The 21,914-nt window shown below is 59.8% G+C and carries 18 protein-coding genes and 1 pseudogene; 8 read left to right on the top strand and 11 right to left on the bottom strand.

The window, feature by feature from the left end; genetic code table 11:
* Window positions 1–181: pseudogene (locus F475_RS24040) on the bottom strand (ShlB/FhaC/HecB family hemolysin secretion/activation protein); the annotation flags it as partial.
* Between the two features lie 367 nt (window positions 182–548).
* Window positions 549–1,895: a DEAD/DEAH box helicase gene (locus tag F475_RS24035; protein ID WP_007934066.1), complete on the bottom strand. Its 1,347-nt coding sequence runs from the start codon at window positions 1,893–1,895 to the stop codon at window positions 549–551.
* 193 nt (window positions 1,896–2,088) lie between these two features.
* On the opposite strand from F475_RS24035, the gene F475_RS24030 reads away from it, so the two are divergent.
* Window positions 2,089–3,387: a mechanosensitive ion channel family protein gene (locus F475_RS24030; RefSeq protein ID WP_018926727.1), complete on the top strand. Its 1,299-nt coding sequence runs from the start codon at window positions 2,089–2,091 to the stop codon at window positions 3,385–3,387.
* Window positions 3,388–3,501: 114 nt separating this feature from the next.
* Here F475_RS24030 and F475_RS24025 read toward each other — a convergent pair whose 3' ends face one another.
* Window positions 3,502–4,146 (bottom strand): hydrolase, encoded by a 645-nt coding sequence (locus F475_RS24025; RefSeq protein WP_007934054.1) that lies wholly within the window; start codon window positions 4,144–4,146, stop codon window positions 3,502–3,504.
* 157 nt (window positions 4,147–4,303) lie between these two features.
* Between F475_RS24025 and F475_RS24020 the strand changes: the two genes are divergently transcribed.
* A complete protein-coding gene (locus tag F475_RS24020) occupies window positions 4,304–5,191 on the top strand; it encodes a LysR family transcriptional regulator (protein ID WP_026286472.1) in 888 nt (295 codons plus the stop codon).
* A 6-nt stretch (window positions 5,192–5,197) separates the two neighbouring features.
* On the opposite strand, the gene F475_RS24015 is transcribed toward F475_RS24020, so the two are convergent.
* From F475_RS24015 to F475_RS24005, 3 genes are all read right to left on the bottom strand, one after another.
* The gene (locus F475_RS24015; RefSeq protein ID WP_019580786.1) at window positions 5,198–6,064 is read right to left on the bottom strand and encodes a carboxylate/amino acid/amine transporter; all 867 of its coding nucleotides are present in this window, start codon (window positions 6,062–6,064) and stop codon (window positions 5,198–5,200) included.
* Window positions 6,065–6,324: 260 nt separating this feature from the next.
* Window positions 6,325–6,924 (bottom strand): FMN-dependent NADH-azoreductase, encoded by a 600-nt coding sequence (locus F475_RS24010; protein WP_019580787.1) that lies wholly within the window; start codon window positions 6,922–6,924, stop codon window positions 6,325–6,327.
* A gap of 150 nt (window positions 6,925–7,074) precedes the next feature.
* Window positions 7,075–7,404, bottom strand: coding sequence for a hypothetical protein (locus tag F475_RS24005; RefSeq protein WP_007934049.1), 330 nt, complete (start codon window positions 7,402–7,404; stop codon window positions 7,075–7,077).
* A gap of 49 nt (window positions 7,405–7,453) precedes the next feature.
* Here F475_RS24005 and F475_RS24000 point away from each other — a divergent pair, with 49 nt between their 5' ends.
* From F475_RS24000 to aqpZ, 5 genes are all read left to right on the top strand, one after another.
* On the top strand, window positions 7,454–8,377 hold the full coding sequence (locus F475_RS24000) for a LysR family transcriptional regulator (protein ID WP_018926731.1): 924 nt from the start codon (window positions 7,454–7,456) through the stop codon (window positions 8,375–8,377).
* Window positions 8,378–8,391: 14 nt separating this feature from the next.
* Window positions 8,392–9,195 (top strand): alpha/beta fold hydrolase, encoded by an 804-nt coding sequence (locus F475_RS23995; RefSeq protein ID WP_064619649.1) that lies wholly within the window; start codon window positions 8,392–8,394, stop codon window positions 9,193–9,195.
* 3 nt (window positions 9,196–9,198) lie between these two features.
* Window positions 9,199–9,762: a peptidylprolyl isomerase A gene (locus F475_RS23990; RefSeq protein WP_007934039.1), complete on the top strand. Its 564-nt coding sequence runs from the start codon at window positions 9,199–9,201 to the stop codon at window positions 9,760–9,762.
* Between the two features lie 88 nt (window positions 9,763–9,850).
* Window positions 9,851–11,683, top strand: a complete 1,833-nt coding sequence (locus tag F475_RS23985; RefSeq protein ID WP_018926733.1) for an ABC transporter ATP-binding protein — start codon at window positions 9,851–9,853, stop codon at window positions 11,681–11,683.
* Window positions 11,684–11,879: 196 nt separating this feature from the next.
* The gene (gene aqpZ, locus F475_RS23980) at window positions 11,880–12,578 is read left to right on the top strand and encodes an aquaporin Z (protein ID WP_018926734.1); all 699 of its coding nucleotides are present in this window, start codon (window positions 11,880–11,882) and stop codon (window positions 12,576–12,578) included.
* Between the two features lie 34 nt (window positions 12,579–12,612).
* Here the strand turns inward: aqpZ and F475_RS23975 are convergent, their stop codons facing one another.
* Window positions 12,613–13,737 carry a GNAT family N-acetyltransferase gene (locus F475_RS23975; protein ID WP_019648024.1) on the bottom strand — a complete coding sequence of 375 codons (1,125 nt, stop codon included), beginning with the start codon at window positions 13,735–13,737 and terminating at the stop codon, window positions 12,613–12,615.
* 278 nt (window positions 13,738–14,015) lie between these two features.
* On the opposite strand from F475_RS23975, the gene F475_RS23970 reads away from it, so the two are divergent.
* Window positions 14,016–15,338, top strand: coding sequence for a putative porin (locus tag F475_RS23970; protein ID WP_018926736.1), 1,323 nt, complete (start codon window positions 14,016–14,018; stop codon window positions 15,336–15,338).
* 131 nt (window positions 15,339–15,469) lie between these two features.
* On the opposite strand, the gene F475_RS23965 is transcribed toward F475_RS23970, so the two are convergent.
* The 4 genes from F475_RS23965 to hrpA all read right to left on the bottom strand — a co-directional run bounded on the left by F475_RS23965 (window position 15,470) and on the right by hrpA (window position 21,728).
* Window positions 15,470–15,706, bottom strand: a complete 237-nt coding sequence (locus tag F475_RS23965; RefSeq protein ID WP_007934080.1) for an anti-sigma factor — start codon at window positions 15,704–15,706, stop codon at window positions 15,470–15,472.
* A complete protein-coding gene (locus tag F475_RS23960; RefSeq protein ID WP_096479682.1) occupies window positions 15,700–16,311 on the bottom strand; it encodes an RNA polymerase sigma factor in 612 nt (203 codons plus the stop codon). Before F475_RS23960 ends, F475_RS23965 begins: the two co-directional genes overlap by 7 nt.
* A gap of 155 nt (window positions 16,312–16,466) precedes the next feature.
* Window positions 16,467–17,588, bottom strand: coding sequence for a beta-ketoacyl-ACP synthase III (locus F475_RS23955; RefSeq protein WP_018926738.1), 1,122 nt, complete (start codon window positions 17,586–17,588; stop codon window positions 16,467–16,469).
* A gap of 228 nt (window positions 17,589–17,816) precedes the next feature.
* Window positions 17,817–21,728, bottom strand: coding sequence for an ATP-dependent RNA helicase HrpA (hrpA, locus tag F475_RS23950; RefSeq protein ID WP_018926739.1), 3,912 nt, complete (start codon window positions 21,726–21,728; stop codon window positions 17,817–17,819).
* Between the last annotated feature and the right edge of the window lie 186 nt (window positions 21,729–21,914).

Raw genomic sequence — 21,914 nt, 5'->3', positions numbered from 1 at the left:
CTGCCTTGCCGGGTAATTCCTTGAGCTCCTCGAGACGCCGACGCTGCTCGTCGAGCAAGCGATCCTGACGTTCGCGGATCAGATCGGTTTCACCGGGGGTGGGGGCAGCGTGAGCAAGATTCAGCGGAGAAAGGCACAGCAAAGCCAGGCACAACCTCGCCACGAGGGCGGGTGGATACATGTTCGATCCCTCGAATGGAGAGTGATAGCACAATAGTGGCGCGATATTAGATGGCCACTATTTTGACGTCAATGAATGGATTCATTCGAGGAGGTTAAGGGATGACTTGTAATGGCTAAATCGGGCGCTTCCGATGAGAGCGCAGGACGTTTCCTGATGTGGTGTAGAAAAATGCTCACAACACCAAGGCGCTGTAGTCCGCAGAGAAAAAAGCCGAGAGCTAAACAGCAAGATCAAAAGATCGTCCGATCGCGGCCCGAGCCTTCGGCAGCTCCGGGATGAACGCCAATTCCGTGCAGGAGCTCCGATCTTTTGACGTAAAAAAACCCGGACACTGTCCGGGTTTTTATTGGATCGCTACGACGCTTTATTCAGCCGCCGGCGCTTCCGGCTTACGGCGTTTCAATGGCGCCATGCCGTCCTTACTGACCAGCGACAGGGCGTCGGTCTTCGGGCGGTTGGCGATTTTGCGCTTGGTCGGAGCCTTGGCGCCGGTTTTCTTCTTGTCGCCCTTGGCGTCGACCTTTTTCTTCTTCACGCCAACGGCTTTGCCCGAGGCCTTGACCTTTTTCGGTCCGCCGTAGGTGCCTTTGACTTCCTTGATGGTGCGGCGCTCGAAGCTCTGCTTGAGGTAGCGCTCGATGCTCGACATCAGGTTCCAGTCGCCATGGCAGATCAGCGAGATGGCCAGGCCATCGTTGCCGGCGCGGCCGGTGCGACCGATGCGGTGAACGTATTCGTCGCCGCTGCGCGGCATGTCGAAGTTGATCACCAAGTCCAGGCCTTCCACGTCCAGACCGCGGGCGGCGACGTCGGTGGCGACGAGGATTTTCACCCCGCCCTGCTTCAGGCGGTCGATGGCCAGTTTGCGGTCTTTCTGGTCTTTCTCGCCGTGCAGGACGAACGCTTTGTATTCCTGTGCCACCAGGCGGCCGTAGATACGGTCGGCCATGGCCCGGGTGTTGGTGAACACGATGGCCTTCTGGTAGGTCTCGTTGGCCAGCAGCCAGTTCACGATCTGTTCTTTGTGCTGGTTGTGGTCAGCGGTAATGATTTGCTGACGCGTGGTGTCGTTCAGCTGGCTGACCGCGTTGAGCTGCAAGTGCTCAGGGTTGTTCAGGACCTTGGCGATCATCTCACGCAGGCCCGAACCGCCGGTGGTGGCGGAGAACAGCATGGTCTGCTGGCGGTTGGTGCACTCGTCCACCAGACGCTGCACGTCTTCGGCAAAACCCATGTCGAGCATGCGGTCGGCTTCGTCGAGCACCAGCACTTCGACTTCCTTGAGGTCGAGGTTGCCGGCGTTCAGTTGCTCGATCATCCGGCCCGGTGTACCGATCAGGATGTCCGGCACCTTGCGCAGCATGGCGGCCTGGACCTTGAAGTCTTCACCGCCGGTGATCAAACCGGACTTGATGAAAGTGAACTGAGCGAAGCGCTCGACTTCCTTGATGGTCTGCTGGGCCAGCTCGCGGGTCGGCAGCAGGATCAGGGTCTTGATGCTGACGCGGACTTTGGCCGGGCCGATCAAGCGGTTGAGGATCGGCAAAACGAAGGCTGCGGTTTTGCCGCTGCCGGTTTGCGCTGTCACCCGCAGATCACGCCCTTGGAGCGCCAGCGGAATAGCCGCTGCTTGCACAGGCGTTGGCTCGACAAATTTAAGCTCGGCCACGGCTTTGAGCAGACGTTCGTGCAGGGCGAATTGGGAAAACACGGGTGCTACCTCGAAGAAATACAAAAAAACAGCTGCATAGGGTAACGGTTTCGAGCGCTAAGGCCGAGTTTCTTTATACAAACGGCTGCAAACAGTGGCTTTTTTGTTGCCTGATTTGTCTCAAAACGTCATCCGCAACCTCTTAAATGCTCTAATCGCCCCGTCGCGCCCTACAGAAGAAGCGTTTTCAACCATGGATATCAAACAGCTCTGGCTCAACGCCCAAGACCTCTGGGGTGCCCTTGATCAGCACCCGCTCCTGCATTCCACACTCGCGCTGATGTTGCTGCTGGTGGTGGCGCTGGTGCTCGGACGAGTGGCGCGTTACCTCATTCTTCATGCGACCAAAATGCTCGGCCGCCAGCCGGCGTTGCACTGGGTCAACGATTTTCGCCACAACAAAGTGTTTCATCGCCTGGCGCAAATGACGCCATCGCTGGTGATCCAGTTCGGCCTGCACCTGGTGCCGGAGTTGGGCAAGACCAGCATGAACTTCCTCGGCAACGTGGCGCTGGCGTTCACCATCCTGTTCCTGGTGCTGTCCATCAGCGCGTTGCTCAATGCCCTGCTGGACATCTATGCCCGCACCGAACACGCCCGCACCCGCTCGATCAAAGGCTATGTGCAACTGGCGAAAATGGTGTTGTTCGTGTTTGGCGCGATCATCATCGTCGCCACGTTGATCGACCGTTCGCCACTGTTGCTGCTGTCGGGTCTGGGCGCCATGTCGGCGGTGATTCTGTTGGTCTACAAGGACACCCTGTTGTCATTCGTCGCCAGCGTGCAACTGACCAGCAACGACATGCTGCGGGTCGGCGACTGGATCGAGATGCCGCAAGTCGGTGCCGACGGTGACGTGGTAGACATCACTTTGCACACGGTCAAGGTGCAGAATTTCGACAAGACGATTGTGTCGATCCCGACCTGGCGCCTGATGTCCGAGTCGTTCAAGAACTGGCGCGGCATGCAGCAGTCCGGCGGGCGCCGGATCAAGCGCAGCCTGTTCATCGACGCCAGCGGCGTACGGTTCATTCGCGATGATGAAGAGCAGAAACTGTCCCAGGTGCATTTGCTGACCGACTACATGAGCCGCAAGACAGCCGAGCTCAAGGCCTGGAACGAAGCCCAGGGCAACGTCGCGGCGATGGCGGCCAACCGTCGGCGGATGACCAACATCGGCACCTTCCGCGCCTATGCGCTGGCGTATCTGAAAAGTCACCCGGAGGTTCAGCAGAACATGACCTGCATGGTGCGGCAGATGCAGACGACGGCGCAGGGGATTCCGCTGGAAATCTATTGTTTCACCCGCACCACGGCGTGGGCGGATTACGAGCGGATTCAGGGGGATATTTTCGATTATCTGCTGGCGGTACTGCCGGAGTTCGGATTGAGTCTTTATCAGCAGCCGAGTGGCGGGGATTTAAGGGCCGGATTGCTTCCGGCCATGTTAGGCGCGAGCCACATTCCGGAGCCGGAAAAACACATCATGTAAACACCGCCCCTGTAGGAGCATGGCTTGCCCGCGAAGGCGGAGTGTCAGTCAACATAGTTATCGACTGATACTCCGCCTTCGCGGGCAAGCCATGCTCCTACAAGGGTAACGGTGTTATTTGACCTGACGCTGCGGCGCCTTGTGCACCATGGTGTAGGCGTAATCCACGCCCATGCCATACGCGCCGCTGTGCTCCAGCACCAGTTCCATCACCGCCTCGTAAGTGTCTTTGTGTGCCCAGTCACGCTGGTATTCCAGCAGCACTTGTTGCCAGGTGACCGGCACCGCGCCTGCCTGAATCATCCGCTGCACCGACATGTCGTGAGCTTCTTTGGTGGTGCCGCCAGACGCGTCGGTCACGATGTACACCTCGTAGCCCTCAGCCAGGGCTTCCAGCGCCGGGAAGGTCAGGCAGACTTCAGTCCAGAGCGCGGCAATGATCAGCTTCTTGCGGCCGGTGGCTTTCACCGCGTCAACCAGCGCCTTGTCTTCCCAGGAGTTCATCGAGGTGCGCTCGATCGGCTTCTGCTCTGGGTGAACAGCCAGCAACTCCGGCCAGATGAAGCCGCTGAAGCTTTCGGTTTCAACTGAGGTGTAGATCGTCGGCACGTTGAAAATCTTCGCGGCCTTCGCCAGACCCACGGTGTTGTTCTTCAGGGTCTGACGGTCGATCGACTGCACGCCGAACGCCATTTGCGGCTGGTGGTCGATCAGGATCAGGGCGGAGTTGGTTGGGTTGAGCAATTCACGGTTAGACATGGCGCGTTCCTTTTGATGTCGATTTGTTTAATGAGTATTGGGTGAGTCACTTGCCTCAAGCTGTTTGCTTGCTGGCTTGGAAGTAACTTTACGGGCTAGATAAAAAAGGGACAATTCCCTAAAATCGAGAATAATTGATTCTAAAAAAGGGACAATCGTGGATCGGATCGAATGCATGCGCGCCTTTGTCGTGACGGTTGGCGAGAACGGCTTCGCAGCTGCCGCTCGCGCGATGGACGTGCCGCGATCAAAGGTGAGTAAACAGATTCAGGCGTTGGAGGAAGCAATCGGCGTGCAATTACTGCAGCGCACTACGCGCAGCCTGCACTTGACCGAGGCTGGCGCCGAGTATTTCGAGGCGGCGCGGGAGGTGTTGTCCGCGCTGGACGAGGCCGAGCAGCGCGCTCGAGACGGCATCGGCGAGCTACGTGGGGTGTTGCGGGTGAATGCGCCGATGTCGTTCGGCCTGCATCGCCTTGGACGGTTGATTCCGCTGTTCCATGAGCAGCATCCGAACATCGAGCTTCAACTGGTGCTCAGCGATCAACAGGTCGATCCAGTGCGTGGCGGCTTCGATGTGACGATTCGCATCGCCAGCATGCCAGACTCGACCATGATCGCCCGGCAACTGGCACCGGCACCGCGGATCATGGTGGCCTCCCCCGCCTATCTGGCGCGTGCAGGCATACCGCGGACCCCGCAAGACTTGCGCGCGCATCAATGCCTGAATTACGGGTATCTGCAAAGCGGCGTGAGCCTGCAGTTGTGCAATGGCAAGGAGACGCAACGGGTCAACGTTTCCGGCCCGTTGCACGCCAACAACGGCGACTTGCTCGCTCAGGCCGCCGAAGCCGGGATGGGCATCGCCCTGTTGCCTGATTTCATTGTGGAAGGCGCGTTGGCGGCAGGCCGCCTGGTGCCGGTGCTGTGCGAGTGGCAGGCACCAGCGATTACCATCAACGCGGTTTACCCTTCCTCGCGTCGCGTACCACAAAAGACCCGGGCGTTTATTGAGTTTATGGTGGCGCAGTTGGCGCCGAATTAACCCGGTTTAGTGTGCAATGACGGGTTGGCGTACACCCAACCGGCTGATCCACACCGCCGCCAGAATGACCGATCCACCCAACAACAACCGCCCCAACTCTTCATGCTGATTCCAGATCAGCAAATTGATCAGCAACCCCACCGGCACATGCAGATTATTCATCACCGCCAGCGTCCCGCCATTCACCAGGCACGCGCCCTTGTTCCACCAGTACAAGCCCAGCGCGGTCGAGACCAGGCCGAGGAACAGCAGCACGCCCCATTGCAGCGGCGCTTCGGGCAGGAAGTTCTGTTTGCCGAACAGCAGAAATGCCGGCAACGCCACCGCCAATGCGCCCAGATAGAAGTAGCCGAATCGCCGGTAATGCGGCAGATCGCTCGGATGGCGGGCCACCAGATGTTTATAGAGCACCTGCCCGGCGGCGTAGGTGAAGTTGGCCAGTTGCAGCAACAGAAAGCCCATGAAGAAGTCCGGATTGATCCGGTCGTAGCGAATCACTGCCGCACCCGCCACGGCCACCAATGCCGCGATCAAGGCCCACGGATTGAAGCGCCGGTTCAGTGCGTCTTCGATCAGGGTCACGTGCAGCGGCGTGAGGATGGTGAACAGCAGCACTTCCGGCACCGTCAGCACGCGGAAGCTCAAATACAAACAGACATAGGTCACACCGAACTGCAGCGCGCCGATCAACAACATCCCGCGCATGAATGCCGGCTCGACCGAACGCCAGCGTGTCAGCGGAATGAACACCAGCCCCGCCAGCAGCACTCGCACAAGCACCGCGAAGTAGCTGTCGACATGACCGGCCAGGTACTCGCCGATCAAACTGAAGGAAAACGCCTGGATCAGCGTGACAAAAAGTAGATAGCCCATGCTCGCCTCGTTTTGAATGGCGGCGACGATAGCGGTTTTTGCCCGTTATCGCGAACGCTCAGCCAACAACAAGCCCGGTCCCACAGAATCATCAGCGCCCACTAAATCCCAGGCAAAAAAAAGCCCGATCTCGCTAAAGCGTTCAATCGGGCTAGAGCACTCAGGAGCAATAAGTGCAAAGGGAGGTTCGATGCGCGTGCAGGCTTGAAGGGTCGCGCCAGGTCACTAGACCATCCAGCGATTATCTGGCGATTAACGACTCAGGCGACCTGGGCCAGTTTGGCGTTGGCCTGGTTCAGGCCTTTCTCCTGGAAGTCGCCGCCCAGGTTCATGCCTTCGGCGTGAATGAACGTGACGTCGTGGATGCCGATGAAGCCCATGACCTGACGCAGGTAGGGTTCCTGGTGATCCGCGGTGCTGCCGGCGTAGATCCCGCCGCGAGCGGTCAGCACGTAGGCACGCTTGCCGCTGAGCAAACCTTGCGGGCCGGTTTCGGTGTATTTGAAGGTCACGCCGGCACGCAGCACATGGTCGAGCCAGGCTTTCAGGGTGCTCGGAATCGCGAAGTTGTACATGGGCGCTGCCATCACCAGCACGTCGGCGGCCAGCAGTTCGTCGGTCAATTGGTTGGAGCGTTCCAGCGAGGCCTGTTCGATCTCGTTGCGTTGTTCGACAGGTTTCATCCAGCCGCCCAGCAGGTTGATGTCCAGGTGCGGCACCGGGTTGACGGCCAGGTCACGGACGGTGATCTGGTCGGCCGGGTGTGCGGCTTTCCATTGGCTGATGAAGGTCTGGGTCAGCTGGCGGGAAACCGAGTCTTGCTGACGGGCGCTGCTTTCGATGATCAGAACGCGGGACATGGGATGTAGCCTCCATCTGAGAATGCTGTAGGTCGATGGAGTGAAGGTTAAACAGAGTCATATCGATGAAAAAGCGCAAATAACTGCTATAAAGCATCGATAAATTCGTTTATAAGCGAAGCATGCCCAGCCGACATGCTCCGCTTGAGGTCATTTCGGGGTGCAAGTCAGGTCGATACGAAGCTTGATGATGGTGCGGGTGAACTTGGCCGTGGCGTTTTTGTGTTTGCCGGCGGGTACGTCGATCTTGCGGGTGCGTGGCGCTTCCGGACCGTTATTGAAAACCACTTTGCAAGTGACGTCGGTGTCGCCGTAGTTGTTGACCTGAATGGAGCCGATGTCGGCGTCCGTGTCATAGGCGTTGTAGTCGACCTTCAAACCGTTGAGCTGTTTATTGACATCGATCGGATAGGCAAACGCAGTCAGAGGCAACATCGCCAACACCGCACACCCCGCCATCACACAACAGATTTTTTTCATTCGGCAGTCTCCAATAAGAGCTGCCAGCTTAGGACAAGAGGAGCTCAACATGAAAGCGCCCCGCGTGACCCTTGATCAATGGCGAACGTTGCAGGCCGTGGTCGATCACGGCGGTTTCGCCCAGGCCGCCGAAGTGCTGCACCGTTCGCAATCGTCGGTCAGCTACACCGTAGCGCGCATGCAGGACCAACTCGGCGTACCGCTGTTGCGCATCGATGGCCGCAAAGCGGTGCTCACCGAGGCCGGCGGCGTGCTGCTGCGCCGCTCCCGGCAACTGGTGAAACAGGCCAGCCAACTTGAAGACCTGGCCCACCACATGGAACAAGGCTGGGAAGCGGAAGTACGGCTGGTGGTCGACGCCGCGTACCCGAGCGCCCGCCTCGTCCGCGCCTTGACCGCGTTCATGCCGCAAAGTCGCGGTTGCCGGGTGCGGCTGCGTGAAGAAGTGTTATCGGGGGTGGAAGAAGTATTGCTCGAAGGCGTGGCCGATCTGGCCATTACCAGTTTCAGTATTCCCGGCTACCTGGGCGCGGAGCTGAGCGATGTCGAATTCATCGCGGTCGCCCACCCCGAACATGCCCTGCATCGTCTGAATCGCGAGCTGAGCTTCCAGGACCTGGAAAGCCAGATGCAAGTGGTGATCCGCGACTCCGGCCGTCAGCAACCGCGAGATGTCGGCTGGCTCGGTGCCGAACAGCGCTGGACCGTCGGCAGCCTGGCCACTGCCGCGACCTTCGTCAGCAGCGGTCTGGGCTTCGCCTGGCTACCCCGGCACATGATCGAGCGCGAACTCAAAGAAGGCACGCTCAAAGTGCTACCGTTGGATCAGGGCGGAAGCCGCAACCCGAGTTTCTATCTGTATTCGAACAAGGACAAACCCTTAGGCCCGGCCACGCAGATTCTCATCGAACTGCTGCGCACCTTTGACACCGCGCCGCTGGATGCGCCCTTCGCCGCACCCGAACAAGCCTGACACGGAGTGTACCCATGGCCTATTTCGAACATGAAGGTTGCAACCTGCACTATGAGGAATATGGCCACGGCACTCCGTTGCTGCTGGTTCACGGGTTGGGCTCCAGCACCCAGGACTGGGAAATGCAGATCCCGGCGCTCGCCGCCCACCATCGGGTGATCGTGCCGGATGTGCGCGGCCACGGGCGCTCCGACAAACCCCGCGAGCGCTACAGCATCGCCGGGTTCAGCGCCGACCTGATCGCGCTGATCGAACACTTGAACCTTGGCCCTGCACATCTTGTGGGGCTTTCGATGGGTGGCATGATCGCTTTTCAACTGGCGGTGGACCAGCCGCAACTGCTCAAGAGCCTGTGCATCGTCAACAGCGCGCCCGAGGTCAAACGGCGCAGCCGCAACGATTATTGGCAGTGGTTCAAACGCTGGAGCCTGATGCGCGTGCTGAGCATGGGCACCATCGGCAAGGCCCTGGGCGCCAAACTGTTTCCCAAGCCGGAACAAGCTTCGTTACGACAAAAAATAGCGGCGCGCTGGGCAAAAAACGACAAACATGCTTATCTCGCCAGCTTCGATGCCATCGTTGGCTGGGGGGTTCAGGAACGACTTTCCAGGGTTTCGTGTCCAACCCTCGTCGTCAGCGCCGACCGTGACTACACCCCGGTCGCGCTGAAAGAAACCTATGTAAAACTGCTGCCCGATGCGCGGCTGGTGGTGATCGCCGATTCGCGCCACGCCACCCCGCTGGATCAACCCGAACGCTTCAACCAAACGCTGCTCGAGTTTCTCACCGCAGTCGACACCACCACTCAGGATCACTGACCCATGCTGAAAAAAATCGCCCTCGTCGCCGGCTCCGTTCTGTTTGCCGCCAACCTGATGGCCGCTACGCCGGCCAAGGCACCCCACGTGCTGCTGGAGACCACCAACGGCCAGATCGAAATCGAACTGGACCCGGTCAAGGCGCCGATCAGTACCAAGAACTTCCTTGAGTACGTCGACAGTGGCTTCTACAACAACACGATTTTTCACCGTGTGATTCCAGGTTTCATGGCTCAGGGCGGTGGTTTCACTGCACAGATGCAACAGAAGGAAACCAAGGCACCGATCAAAAACGAAGCCAGCAACGGCCTGCATAACGTGCGTGGCACGCTGTCGATGGCGCGTACTTCAAACCCGGATTCGGCCACCAGCCAGTTCTTCATCAACGTGGCCGATAACGCCTTCCTCGATCCGGGTCGCGACGCCGGTTACGCCGTCTTCGCCAAAGTGGTCAAGGGCATGGACGTGGTGGACATCATCGTCAACTCTCAGACCACCACCAAACAAGGCATGCAGAACGTGCCTGTCGACCCGGTGCTGATCAAGTCGGCCAAGCGCATCGACTGAGTACACCGGCAGTCTTGAGCGGTGGCCGGTCGATATCCGGCGCCGCTCATATCGTTTAAAGGAGAGCCCGTACACGGGCGGAGAACCGATGCTTTATCGCCGTTTCGAAAAACTGATCGACATTTTCCGCGACGCCCCGACGGCGGCTCCACCGAGTCGGGTTCTCTCCTTCTATACCTACTACCTCAAGCAGGTCTGGCCAATCTTCGCCGTTTTGTTGGTCGTCGGCCTGTTCGGCGCGCTGATCGAAGTGGCGCTGTTCAGCTACCTGAGTCGCATCATCGACCTGACCCAGAGCACATCCAACGTCGACTTCTTCAAGGTCCACGGCGTGGAATTGGCCTGGATGGCGGCGGTGGCGCTGATCCTGCGCCCCTTGTTCCTCGCCCTGCATGACATGCTGGTGCACCAGACCTTGAGTCCGGGCATGACCAGCCTGATCCGCTGGCAGAACCACAGTTACGTGCTCAAACAGAGCCTGAATTTCTTCCAGAACGACTTCGCCGGGCGTATCGCCCAACGCATAATGCAAACCGGCAACTCCCTGCGCGATTCTGCCGTGCAAGCGGTGGATGCGCTGTGGCACGTGCTGATCTATGCGATCAGCTCGCTGGTGCTGTTCGCCGAAGCCGACTGGCGACTGATGATCCCGCTGCTGATCTGGATCGCCGCCTACATCGGCGCGCTCTACTACTTCGTGCCGCGGGTGAAAGAGCGTTCGGTGGTGTCCTCCGATGCGCGCTCCAAACTCATGGGGCGGATCGTCGACGGCTACACCAACATCACTACCCTCAAGCTGTTCGCCCACACCAACTTCGAACAGCAGTACGCCCGCGAAGCCATTGCGGAACAGACCGAAAAAGCCCAACTGGCCGGCCGTGTGGTCACCAGCATGGACGTGGTCATCACCAGCATGAACGGCCTCTTGATCGTCGGCACCACCGGGCTGGCCCTGTGGCTGTGGACGCAGTCACTGATCAGCGTGGGCGCGATTGCCTTGGCCACCGGGCTGGTGATCCGCATCGTCAACATGTCCGGCTGGATCATGTGGGTGGTCAACGGCATTTTTGAAAACATCGGCATGGTCCAGGACGGTTTGCAGACCATCGCCCAACCGGTCAGCGTCACCGACCGCGAACAGGCAAAACCCTTGGCAGTGGCCCGTGGCGAGGTGCGTTTCGAACACGTCGATTTCCACTACGGCAAGAAGAGCGGGATCATCGGCGGCCTCAACCTGACCATTAAGCCCGGCGAAAAAATCGGCCTGATCGGCCCCTCCGGCGCCGGCAAATCGACGTTGGTCAACCTGCTGCTGCGCCTGTATGACGTGCAGGGCGGGCGGATCCTCATCGACGGCCAGAACATCGCCGAAGTCGGGCAGGAAAGCCTGCGCGAACGCATCGGCATGATCACCCAGGACACCTCACTGCTGCACCGCTCGATCCGCGACAATTTGCTGTATGGCAAACCCGACGCCACCGACGCCGAACTCTGGGAAGCGGTGCGCAAGGCCCGTGCCGACGAGTTCATCCCGCTGCTGTCGGACTCCGAAGGCCGCACCGGATTCGATGCCCATGTCGGTGAGCGCGGGGTGAAACTCTCCGGTGGCCAGCGTCAGCGGATTGCCATCGCCCGGGTGCTGCTCAAGGACGCGCCGATCCTGATCATGGACGAAGCGACCTCGGCACTGGACTCGGAAGTCGAAGCAGCAATCCAGGAAAGCCTCGAAACCCTGATGCAGGGCAAAACCGTGATCGCCATCGCTCACCGTCTCTCGACCATTGCCCGGATGGACCGGTTGGTGGTGCTGGAAAACGGCAAGATCGCCGAAACCGGCAGCCACGCCGAACTGCTGGCCCATGGCGGTTTGTATGCACGGTTATGGCAACACCAGACCGGCGGGTTTGTCGGGATCGATTGAGCCGCGATCTTGGCGCCATCAGCCACACAGAAGAACACCAGAAACCGCCAGAGCCCGCTAACCACGGGCTCTGGCGGTTTTTTATGGTCACTGGAATTCCGTAAAAATCCTGCTGTACTCAGCCAAGGTACTGGAGGTTCCGTAGTCCATCTGCTGGATGCACAACGACAGTGTTATCTCGATAGGGAAACTCGCTATGTCTTTGTTCAAACGTTCGGCTACAGAATTGGTAGGTACGTTCTGGCTGGTATTGGGAGGGTGCGGCAGTGCGGTCCTGGCGGCAGCGTTTCCAAACGTGGGGATCGGTTTACTGGGGGTGTCCCTGGCATTCGGTTTGACGGTACTGACGATGGCCTTCGCCATCGGCCACATCTCGGGTTGTCATCTCAACCCTGCGGTTTCAGTCGGACTGGTCGTCGGCGGACGCTTCCCTGCCAAAGAACTGCCCGCCTACATCATCGCCCAGGTGATTGGCGGGATCATCGCAGCGGCCTTGCTGTACTTCATCGCCAGTGGCAAACCCGGCTTCGAACTGGCCAGCGGCCTGGCGTCCAATGGCTATGGCGAACACTCGCCAGGCGGCTACTCGATGGCGGCGGGGTTTGTCAGTGAACTGGTGATGACCGCCATGTTCATCCTGATCATTCTCGGCGCCACCGATAAACGCGCCCCGGCCGGGCTGGCGCCCATCGCCATCGGCCTGGCGCTGACCCTGATCCATCTGATCTCGATTCCGGTCACCAACACCTCGGTCAACCCGGCCCGCAGTACCGGACCGGCGCTTATTGTCGGGGGCTGGGCGATTCAACAGCTATGGCTATTCTGGCTCGCGCCGATTCTGGGGGCGGTCATCGGTGGTGTGATGTACCGCTGGCTGGGCAAAGAAGACAGTTAATCTGCGCGACTGAGCCTGCAATCAACGGCGAAGATCAACCTTGTCGGTAAGGCAAGGCGGTCTTCGCCTCTTCTGCATACCCCAGCACCCCGACGCGTTCGCGTTCGAGGAAGTCTTTCACCGCCGACTTCAAGCCCGGATGGCGCAGGTAATGCCAGGAATGGGTGATCACCGGTTCAAAGCCGCGAATCAGTTTGTGTTCGCCCTGGGCGCCGGCGTCGAAACGCTGAAAGCCGTTGGCAATGGCGTAATCCATACCCTGATAGAAACAGGTCTCGAAGTGCAGGCGATCGAACTCCGCCAGGCAACCCCAGTAACGGCCATAAAAGCTGTCGCCGCCGACCAGGCTGAAGGCCATGGCCACCGGCCGTGAACCTTGTTTGGCCAGCACCACGCGAATCGACTCCGGCATGCGCTCGGCCAGCAGACTGAAAAATTCCCGCGTCAGGTAAGGCGTCTGCCGACGCACCGCGTAGGTATTGGCGTAGCAGGCGTACACAAAGTCCCACTGCGCCTGGGTCAGCTGCCGGCCTTCCAGCCATTCGAAGTCGATGCCCTGCCCCGCCACTTGCTCACGCTCCTTGCGCATTTGCTTGCGCTTACGCGAACTGAGGGCGTCGAGGAAGTCCTGAAAATCCCGATAACCACGATTCTGCCAGTGGTACTGACAGCCAATGCGCTGCAACCAGCCTGGCTGTTCGGCCAATGCAGCGTCGGTGAACGGATCGGTGAAATTGATGTGGGCGCTGGAAAGTTTTTCTATCTCCAGATAACCCGGCAGGCTCTGCAAGAGTTCGAAACCGTCCTCGATCGTCGCAGCCAGCAATCGCGGCCCGCTGACCGGACTGAACGGCACCGCCGTCAACAGTTTGGGGTAGTAGTCGATGCCCGCACGCTCACAGGCATCGGCCCAGGCATGGTCGAACACGTATTCGCCGTAGGAGTGCCATTTACGGTAACTGGGCAGCGCGGCGATCAGGCGCTCGCCTTCGACATGCAGCAGATGCTCGGGCTGCCAGCCGGAATGCGGGCCCAGGCTGCCGCTGTCTTCCAGTGAACCGAGGAACGCGTGGCGCAGAAACGGCTGATTCTCCGGCACCAGGGCATCCCAGGTACGGGCTGCGATTTGCGACAGTGTATGCAGACGTTGCAGCGGCATTTTCCTCTCCACATCTTGGCGTGACAGCTCCGCGAGTATCGCCGATCGCAGGGCGATCCACACGCGTCAATCCGATACAAGGCTCTGAATCGGGCATTTCGGAAACGTTTGTATCGTCATCGACCTGCCATCACTTCGCCACTGACCTGTCATAAACCATCGCGATACTGGCGCCTGTTTTTAGAGCGTCGGGTTCTACCCGGCCACTGTTTTCCGACCTTCAACTGTCGGTTGTGTCCAGGATGGTTCAGCCATCCCTCTCATCTTCGGAGATTGCTATGCGTCTTGCTTCCACGAAAACTGCGGCGGCCTTGTGTGGTGGCCTGCTGCTGGCCATGAGTGTTCCGGCCAGTGCCGCAGTCGACGCCAAACTGCTCGACATGCTCAAGGCTAACGGTTCTATTTCCCAGGCGCAGTACGTTGAACTGCAAGCCGAACTGGCCAAGGATCAGAAGGCCCAGCAAATCGCGCAGCAGGCGCAGCAAGAGACCAACGAACAGATAGCAGTCGCCGCGAAGAAAGCCAACGAGTTGAGCGCCTTCGACCAGAAGCTGGCCTGGGCCGCCAAGACCCAGTTCAAGGGCGACGTTCGCGTACGCCAGGAAACGGTCAAGATCGACGGCGAACCCAACAACGGTGGCCGTGACAAGGATCGTCAACGCATCCGCGCCCGTCTGGGTGCCTACAGCGAAATCAACCCGCAAGTGGACACCGGCATCCGCATTGCCACCGGCGGCGGTGACGATGCTCGCTCGACCAACCAGGACATGGACAACTACTTCGACAAGAAGCAGATCTGGCTGGATCTGGGCTACATCGACTATCACCCGGACGCCATCAAAAACCTGCATGTGATCGGCGGCAAGATGCTGCAACCGTGGGTCAGCATGGGTGATGTGATCTGGGACAGTGATATCAACCCGGAAGGTCTGGCAGTGACCTACAAATACCCGCTGGGCAGCAGTGCCGAACTGTTCGGTAGCCTGGGCAACTACAACCTCAAGGACAACGTCGACGGAGAAGGCGTGCAATTTCGTCACGACCTGCGTCTGACCGCCGGCCAGTTGGGCAGCCGTTTCGCCATCACCGACAACCTGAAACTGACCGTCGGCGGCAGCGTCTATGCCTACCAGAACGACGAAGACAGCCGTTGCACCGGCACCTCCACACCGTGCGCCCTGGCCGTCAACGGCAACTCGGCCAACAACGAGTTCCGCCTGTACGAAGGCTTCAGCCAGATCGATATCGGCGGCCTGCCGATGCCGCTGTCGTTCTACGGCCAATACGTGAAGAACAACGATGCCGTGACCGATCAGGACACTGCCTGGCTAGTCGGTGCCAAATCGAAAGTCTTCGGTTTCAACCTCGACTACAACTACCGCGACGTGCAGCGTAACGCCGTGGTCGGCGCCTTCACCGACTCGGACTTCGCCAACGGCACCACCGGTTCTCGCGGTCACAAGTTCAAAGTCGGTTACGACATCGACAAGAATTTCGCCCTCGGTGCCACTTACTTCCTGACTAAAGCCGACTTCTCCAGCCGTACCCAGCGTGATGCCAACACCAACACGCTGCAACTGGACGCGGAAGCGAAGTTCTAAGCTGCGAAGCCACACACTTCAAACGATGCGGTTTACATACGGTCGTGTCGTTTGAAGAGGTTCAACAGTCTGGCGCGGGGCAACGACCCCCATCATCCGTTCGTTTCACCCGCGCCGGCCTGTGCTTTCCTTCAGGAACGATCTTTACGCCGCTGCGCCGCCAGCCGCTCGGCCAGCGCCTCCACATCCTCGACCGGCTTCTGCGGCATCACCCGCAAGGTCGCCTGCATCAACCGCATCTGCCGAATGAATCGCCGACAATTGGGGCAAAACATCAAGTGATGCCGCATCATCAGACGCTCGCGAAAACTCAACTGGCCATCGAGATAATCACTGGAGCGCGCCACTTGTTCCTTACAGGTCAGCATTCGCCGGTTTCCTCAAAATGTTCTACGGTCGCAAAGACCTTCAACCGTGCCCGATGCAGCAGCACACGAACATTGGAGAGCGAGATTTCCAGAAGATTACAGATCTCCTCCAACTCCAGCCCCTGTCGCTCGCGCAACAGTAAAACACTGCTTTGCAGTTCCGACAGGCTGAGCAGCGTGTGCTCCAGGCATTCGCGCAGTTCGTTTTCAGTCAACAGTGCCTCTGGCGTGTCCTGATGCCAGGCAAACGGCGCCACCAGCCAATGACCATCGCTCGATGAAAAACGATCATCATCGATCGTGCCATGGGGCGACGGCAGGTCATCGAGCAACACTTCCCGGCGGTTTTGCTTGTAGCGGCTCTTGGCCGAGTTGGCGGTGATGGTCAGCAGCCAGGTCTTGAGGCTCGAACGTCCCTCGAATCCGCTCAGGTTACGCACAACCGATAGCCAGGCATCCTGAACGATTTCGTCGGCATGCCGGTTGCCCACAATAGCGTAGGCCACCGCACGCATGGCGTTCTGATAGGTGCTGACCAACTCTTTGAAAGCCTTTTGTTCACCTGCCAGCAAGCGCTCAAGCAGTTGCGCGTCGTCAGCCGCCATTAACAACCCCCTTGTTCTGACCTCGAAAATGAAAACAGCAGGACTTCGCTTGTAGGCATCGTCCTGCTGGAATTTCCGAAAATTACAGCCTTCCGACTATTTCGAATGTAGGAAAAGTCATCACAAGCCAGAGGAAAGAACAACAACCCCTTCGATCAACGTTTGCGCAGAATCACGCTGCCAATCGAGTAACCAGCGCCGAACGAGCTGAGTACGGCCAGTGAACCGCTGACCAGATCGTCCTGATTCTTGTGGAACGAAATCACCGAACCGGCGGAGCTGGTGTTGGCGTAGGTGTCGAGAATCACCGGGGCTTCTGCTTCAGTGGCTTCGCGGCCCAGCAGCTTCTTGACGATCAGGTGGTTCATGCTGAGGTTGGCCTGGTGCAGCCAGAAACGCTTCACGTCACTGACGTTGAGCTGGTTTTCTTCCAGGTGCGTGGCGATCAGCTCGGCAACCATCGGGCAGACATCGCGGAACACCTTGCGGCCTTCCTGGACGAACAGCTTGTCGGGGGCACCGATGCCCTCTTCCGCGGCGCGGTTGAGGAAGCCGAAGTTGTTGCGGATGTTGTTGGAGAACTTGGTCAGCAGTTTGGTGCTGACCACGTCGAACTGGTACTTGGAGGTCGCCAGATCGGCGCGCTCGATGATCACCGCAGTGGCGGCGTCGCCGAAGATGAAGTGGCTGTCGCGGTCACGGAAATTCAGGTGACCGGTGCAGACTTCCGGGTTAACCATCAGGATCGCCCGGGCCTGGCCCAGTTGCACACTGTTGGCGGCGGCCTGGATACCGAAGGTTGCCGAGGAGCACGCCACGTTCATGTCGTAACCGAAACCCTGGATACCCAGCGCTTCCTGAACTTCGATGGCGATGGCCGGGTAGGCGCGTTGCAGGTTGGAGCAGGCGACGATCACACCGTCGATGTCAGCGGCGGTCTTGCCGGCACGCTGCAAGGCTTGCTCGGCCGCGCCAATGGCCATCTGGCACAGCACCGACCACTCGTCGTTGGAGCGCTCGGGCAAACGTGGCGTCATGCGTTGCGGGTCGAGGATACCCTCTTTGTCCATGACAAAGCGGCTTTTGATGCCGGAGGCTTTTTCGATAAACGCTGCGCTGGATTCGGTCAATGCCTGGATTTCGCCGCGCTCAATGGCCTCGGCGTTGTCGGCGTTGAACTGCGCGACGTAAGCGTTGAAAGACTGCACCAGCTCTTCGTTGGAGATGCTGTTGGCCGGGGTGTACAAGCCGGTGCCGCTGATGACGACGTTATGCATGGTCGTTTCTCTAATCCGTTCAGGCAGAAAGCGCTGGCACCGACGTACCAACACACAAAGGGTCTATTCCAGGTTCCGGACGCAAACCTGGCATCGCTTTATTCCGATCCGCCTGGGCCCGTGGAGGCTGAAAACCGCGGGGCCGGCGTTTATAGGCGCGAAGTTTGCCATAAACGCTGGCTTTTGGCGCCTTTTGCTGAGTCGAACTCATACCCGCTCCCACAGGGTTCAGGGCTCGACTTGTGTCCATTGCTTGCTCAAGCGCTTGTCGGAGATCGGCACCTTGGTTCCCAGTTGCTGTGCGAACAGCGAAACCCGGTATTCCTCCAGCCACCAGCGATAAAGTTCCAGCTGCGGATCGCGCTTGCCTTCCTGGGCGTGTTTGTTGGCGCGGGTCTGGTATTGGGTCCAGAGGCCAGACAATTCTCCGCTCCAGACCCGGTCCTTCTGCACCTGAGCACCGAGTTTCTCGAAACGCTGCTCGACTGCTTTCAGGTAACGCGGCAGTTCCTTGAGCCACGGCATCGGCGTTTCCCGCACGAACCCCGGGTACACCAGATGGCTGAGCTGCTGCTTGATGTCGTTCAAGGCCACGGCTTGCGCCAGGTCGATCTTGCCCTTGAAGCGTTTTTGCAGGCCGTGCCAGTGCTTGAGAATCTCCAGGGTCAGCCTGGCCAGACGCTCGGCGTGCTCGGTCCAGGCACCGCGTTTACGTTCGGCCAGGGACGCCAGTGCGGCACCATCGCGTGGCAACGGGTCTTCGCCGTCGAGGATGCAACTGTCCAGACTGGCCAGCAGAATGTCTTCCACCAGGCTGTCGATGCGCCCCAGCTCGCGGTACATCAGGCCCAACTCGGTCAGCCCCGGCAACTTGCCGCGCAAGAACTTCGCCGGCTCCGCCAGTTGTTGCATCAGCAAGCGCTGCAAGGCCCGGCGATGCTGGAACTCGGCTTCGGCCGGGGTCGAGAAACGTCCTTCCTTGACCGTCCCGGCCTCTTCCACCAGCGCCGGATACACCGTCATCGACAGCCCGGCGATCTTCTGTTGGGTTTTCTCGGCGACGGCGGCAAAGACTTTCGCCTCCACCGGTTGCTGGCTTTTCGCGGTTTGCGGCACGGCCAAGGCGGCCTGGCTGGCCTCGGCAAAGCGTGCGGTCAACTCCGCCAGATCACGCCCTTCGCCAAGGAACTTGCCCTGGCCGTCGACGATTTCCAGGTTCATCCGCAAATGGCTTTCGACCTGCTGCGACGCTTCGGCCCAGGCCTCATCGCTGACCCGTGCGCCGGTCATGCGCAATAACTCGCGGCCCAGCGCCAGAGGCAATGAGCCCTCGCCGAAAGTCATGCGCTGCATCGCGGCTTTGACGAAATCCGGCACCGGCACGAAATTCTTGCGCAGGGCCTTGGGCAGGTTGCGCACCAGCGCAATGCACTTGGCCTCGATCACGCCTGGCACCAGCCATTCCAGGCGTTCCGGCGGCAGCATCGGCAACAGCGGTGCGGGCACGCGCAAGGTCACGCCGTCACGCGGATGGTTGGGCTCGAAGTGATAACTCAGCGCCAGTTCCAGGTCGCCGATGTGCAGGGTGTCGGGGTAATGCGCGGCGGTGACTTCACTGGCTTCGCGGGCCAGCACGTCCTCTTCGCGCATGATCAGCAGCTGCGGGTCTTTCTGGCTGTTGATCCGGTACCAACTGTCGAAGGTCGCGGTCTGGTGGATCTCCGCCGGCAAGCGCGCATCGTAGAAGGCGAACAGGGTTTCTTCGTCGGCCAGAATGTCTCGGCGACGCGCCTTGGCTTCCAGTTCGTCGAGCTGTTCCAGCAGTTGCTTGTTGGCCGTCAGGCACTTGGCTTTGGATTGAATCTCGCCACGCACCAAGGCTTCGCGAATAAACAATTCGCGGGACACCACCGGGTCGACCGGCCCGTAATGCACCGGCCGGCGTCCGACTACGATCAGCCCGAACAGGGTGATTTGCTCGAAGGCCACGACCTGCCCACGCCTCTTCTCCCAATGGGGTTCGAAGTGGTTTTTCTTGATCAGGTGCCCGGCCAGCGGCTCGATCCAGTCGGCGTCGATCTTGGCGACCATCCGCGCGTACAGCTTGGTGGTTTCCACCAGTTCGGCGGTCATCAGCCATTGCGGGCGTTTCTTGCCCAGTCCCGACGACGGGTGAATCCAGAAGCGTCGCTGACGGGCGCCGAGGTAATCGCCGTCTTCGGTTTTCTGGCCGATCTGGCTGAGCAAACCCGACAGCACGGCTTTGTGCAGCTTCGGGTAATCCGCCGGCTCTTTGTTGAGGCTCAGCTGCATGTCGCGGCAGATCAGGCTCAACTGGCGATGGGAATCGCGCCACTCGCGCAGGCGCAGGTAATTGAGGAAGTTCTTGCGGCACCAGTTACGCAGCGGACTGGCCGTCAGTGCCTGGCGCTGTTCTTCAAAACCCCGCCACAGATTGACCAGCCCGGCGAAGTCCGAGTCCACGTCTTTCCACTGGGCGTGGGCCTGATCGGCGGCTTGCTGACGCTCCGGCGGACGCTCGCGCGGGTCCTGGATCGACATGGCGCTGGCGACAATCAGCACTTCCTGCAAGCTGCCGAGTTTGGCCGCTTCCAGCAGCATTCGGCCCATGCGCGGGTCCACCGGCAGCCGCGCCAGTTGCCGGCCGAGCGGGGTCAGCTGGCTGTTGCGGTCCACCGCCGATAGTTCTTGCAGCAGGTTGAAACCGTCGCTGATGGCCTTGCCGTCCGGCGGTTCGATAAACGGGAAATCAGTGATCTCGCCGAGGCGCAGATGGAGCATCTGCAGAATCACCGCCGCGAGGTTGGTCCGCAGGATTTCCGGGTCGGTGAATTCCGGCCGACCGATGAAATCTTCTTCGCTGTACAAGCGCACGCAAATACCCGGCTCGACCCGCCCGCAGCGACCTTTACGCTGGTTGGCACTGGCCTGGGAAATCGCTTCGATCGGCAAACGCTGGACCTTGGCGCGGTAGCTGTAACGACTGATGCGCGCGGTGCCGCTGTCGATCACGTAACGAATGCCCGGCACCGTCAGAGAGGTTTCCGCAACGTTGGTCGCCAGAACCACTCGACGCCCCGGATGCGACTGGAAAATCCGCTGCTGCTCGGCCGGCGACAACCGCGCATACAACGGCAGAATCTCGGTGTGCTTGAGCTGTGCCTTGCGCAGCATGTCCGCCGCGTCGCGAATCTCGCGCTCGCCGGGCAGGAACACCAGCACGTCGCCGGGGCTCTTGCGCTCACTGCGTTCGAACGCGGCGATTTCGTCGAGGGTGGCGAGGATCGCCTGATCCACGGTCAGGTCATCCTCGACACGGTTGCCCTCCTCGTCCTGCTCCAGGGTCAGCGGGCGATACCAGGTTTCCACCGGGAAGGTGCGGCCGGAGACTTCGACAATCGGCGCATCGTCGAAGTGCTTGGAGAAGCGCTCCAGGTCGATGGTGGCCGAGGTGATGATGACTTTCAGGTCCGGACGACGGGGCAGCAGGGTTTTCAGGTAACCGAGCAGGAAATCGATGTTCAGGCTGCGTTCGTGGGCTTCGTCGACGATGATCGTGTCGTAGCGCTCGAGGTAGCGGTCGTTCTGGGTTTCCGCCAGCAGGATGCCGTCGGTCATCAGTTTGATCAGGGTGTTGGCATCGCTCTGGTCCTCGAACCGCACCTGATAGCCCACCAGCGCACCCAACGGTGTCGCCAACTCTTCAGCGACCCGGCTCGCCACGCTGCGGGCGGCGATTCGACGCGGCTGGGTATGGCCGATCAGGCCGTGCTGGCCGCGACCGATTTCCAGGCAGATCTTCGGCAACTGGGTGGTTTTACCCGAACCGGTTTCGCCGGCAATGATCAGCACCTGATGTTTGAGCAATGCCGCTTTGATTTCGTCGCGCTTGGCGGCGATCGGCAGGCTGTCGTCGTAGCGAATCACCGGCAGGCTGGCGCGCCGCGCCAACACCTGATCACAGGACGCCTGTGTGCGCGTCACCCACTGGGCCAGCTTGGCCTCGTCAGGTTTCTTGCGCAGCTCAAGCAACTGCCGCCGCAGCCGGTGGCGGTCGGCGAGCATGGCGTGATCGAGGTTTTTCAGCAGTTTGTCGATGGAAGGCGATTCGTCAGTCATCAGGTACGCAAAAGTCGTCTAGTGGCGCAGGAGGCGGATTGTCGCAGATTTGGGCTGCTGAGTGACGCGCTTTTGTGGCGAGGGAGCTTGCTCCCGTTCGGCTGCGAAGCAGTCGTAAACCTGTCATCGCGGCTGTCTGAATCTGCGCGATGAATGGTTTTGGGGTCGCTTCGCAACCCAGCGGGA

Origin of the sequence: Pseudomonas sp. URMO17WK12:I6 (genome assembly GCF_003253625.1) — a bacterium.
Classification (GTDB): domain Bacteria; phylum Pseudomonadota; class Gammaproteobacteria; order Pseudomonadales; family Pseudomonadaceae; genus Aquipseudomonas.
The sequence above is the reverse complement of the archived record's forward strand: the minus strand, read 5'-3'. Positions and strand labels throughout refer to the sequence as shown.

Excerpts from the sequence above, each read along its gene's own strand:
- F475_RS24030 (WP_018926727.1), top strand. The coding sequence starts at position 2,089 with ATGGATATCAAACAGCTCTGGCTCAACGCCCAAGACCTCTGGGGTGCC.
- F475_RS24025 (WP_007934054.1), bottom strand. The coding sequence starts at position 4,146 with ATGTCTAACCGTGAATTGCTCAACCCAACCAACTCCGCCCTGATCCTG.
- F475_RS24015 (WP_019580786.1), bottom strand. The coding sequence starts at position 6,064 with ATGGGCTATCTACTTTTTGTCACGCTGATCCAGGCGTTTTCCTTCAGT.
- F475_RS24010 (WP_019580787.1), bottom strand. The coding sequence starts at position 6,924 with ATGTCCCGCGTTCTGATCATCGAAAGCAGCGCCCGTCAGCAAGACTCG.
- F475_RS24005 (WP_007934049.1), bottom strand. The coding sequence starts at position 7,404 with ATGAAAAAAATCTGTTGTGTGATGGCGGGGTGTGCGGTGTTGGCGATG.
- F475_RS24000 (WP_018926731.1), top strand. The coding sequence starts at position 7,454 with ATGAAAGCGCCCCGCGTGACCCTTGATCAATGGCGAACGTTGCAGGCC.
- F475_RS23995 (WP_064619649.1), top strand. The coding sequence starts at position 8,392 with ATGGCCTATTTCGAACATGAAGGTTGCAACCTGCACTATGAGGAATAT.
- F475_RS23990 (WP_007934039.1), top strand. The coding sequence starts at position 9,199 with ATGCTGAAAAAAATCGCCCTCGTCGCCGGCTCCGTTCTGTTTGCCGCC.
- F475_RS23985 (WP_018926733.1), top strand. The coding sequence starts at position 9,851 with ATGCTTTATCGCCGTTTCGAAAAACTGATCGACATTTTCCGCGACGCC.
- aqpZ (WP_018926734.1), top strand. The coding sequence starts at position 11,880 with ATGTCTTTGTTCAAACGTTCGGCTACAGAATTGGTAGGTACGTTCTGG.
- F475_RS23975 (WP_019648024.1), bottom strand. The coding sequence starts at position 13,737 with ATGCCGCTGCAACGTCTGCATACACTGTCGCAAATCGCAGCCCGTACC.
- F475_RS23970 (WP_018926736.1), top strand. The coding sequence starts at position 14,016 with ATGCGTCTTGCTTCCACGAAAACTGCGGCGGCCTTGTGTGGTGGCCTG.
- F475_RS23965 (WP_007934080.1), bottom strand. The coding sequence starts at position 15,706 with ATGCTGACCTGTAAGGAACAAGTGGCGCGCTCCAGTGATTATCTCGAT.
- F475_RS23960 (WP_096479682.1), bottom strand. The coding sequence starts at position 16,311 with ATGGCGGCTGACGACGCGCAACTGCTTGAGCGCTTGCTGGCAGGTGAA.
- F475_RS23955 (WP_018926738.1), bottom strand. The coding sequence starts at position 17,588 with ATGCATAACGTCGTCATCAGCGGCACCGGCTTGTACACCCCGGCCAAC.
- hrpA (WP_018926739.1), bottom strand. The coding sequence starts at position 21,728 with ATGACTGACGAATCGCCTTCCATCGACAAACTGCTGAAAAACCTCGAT.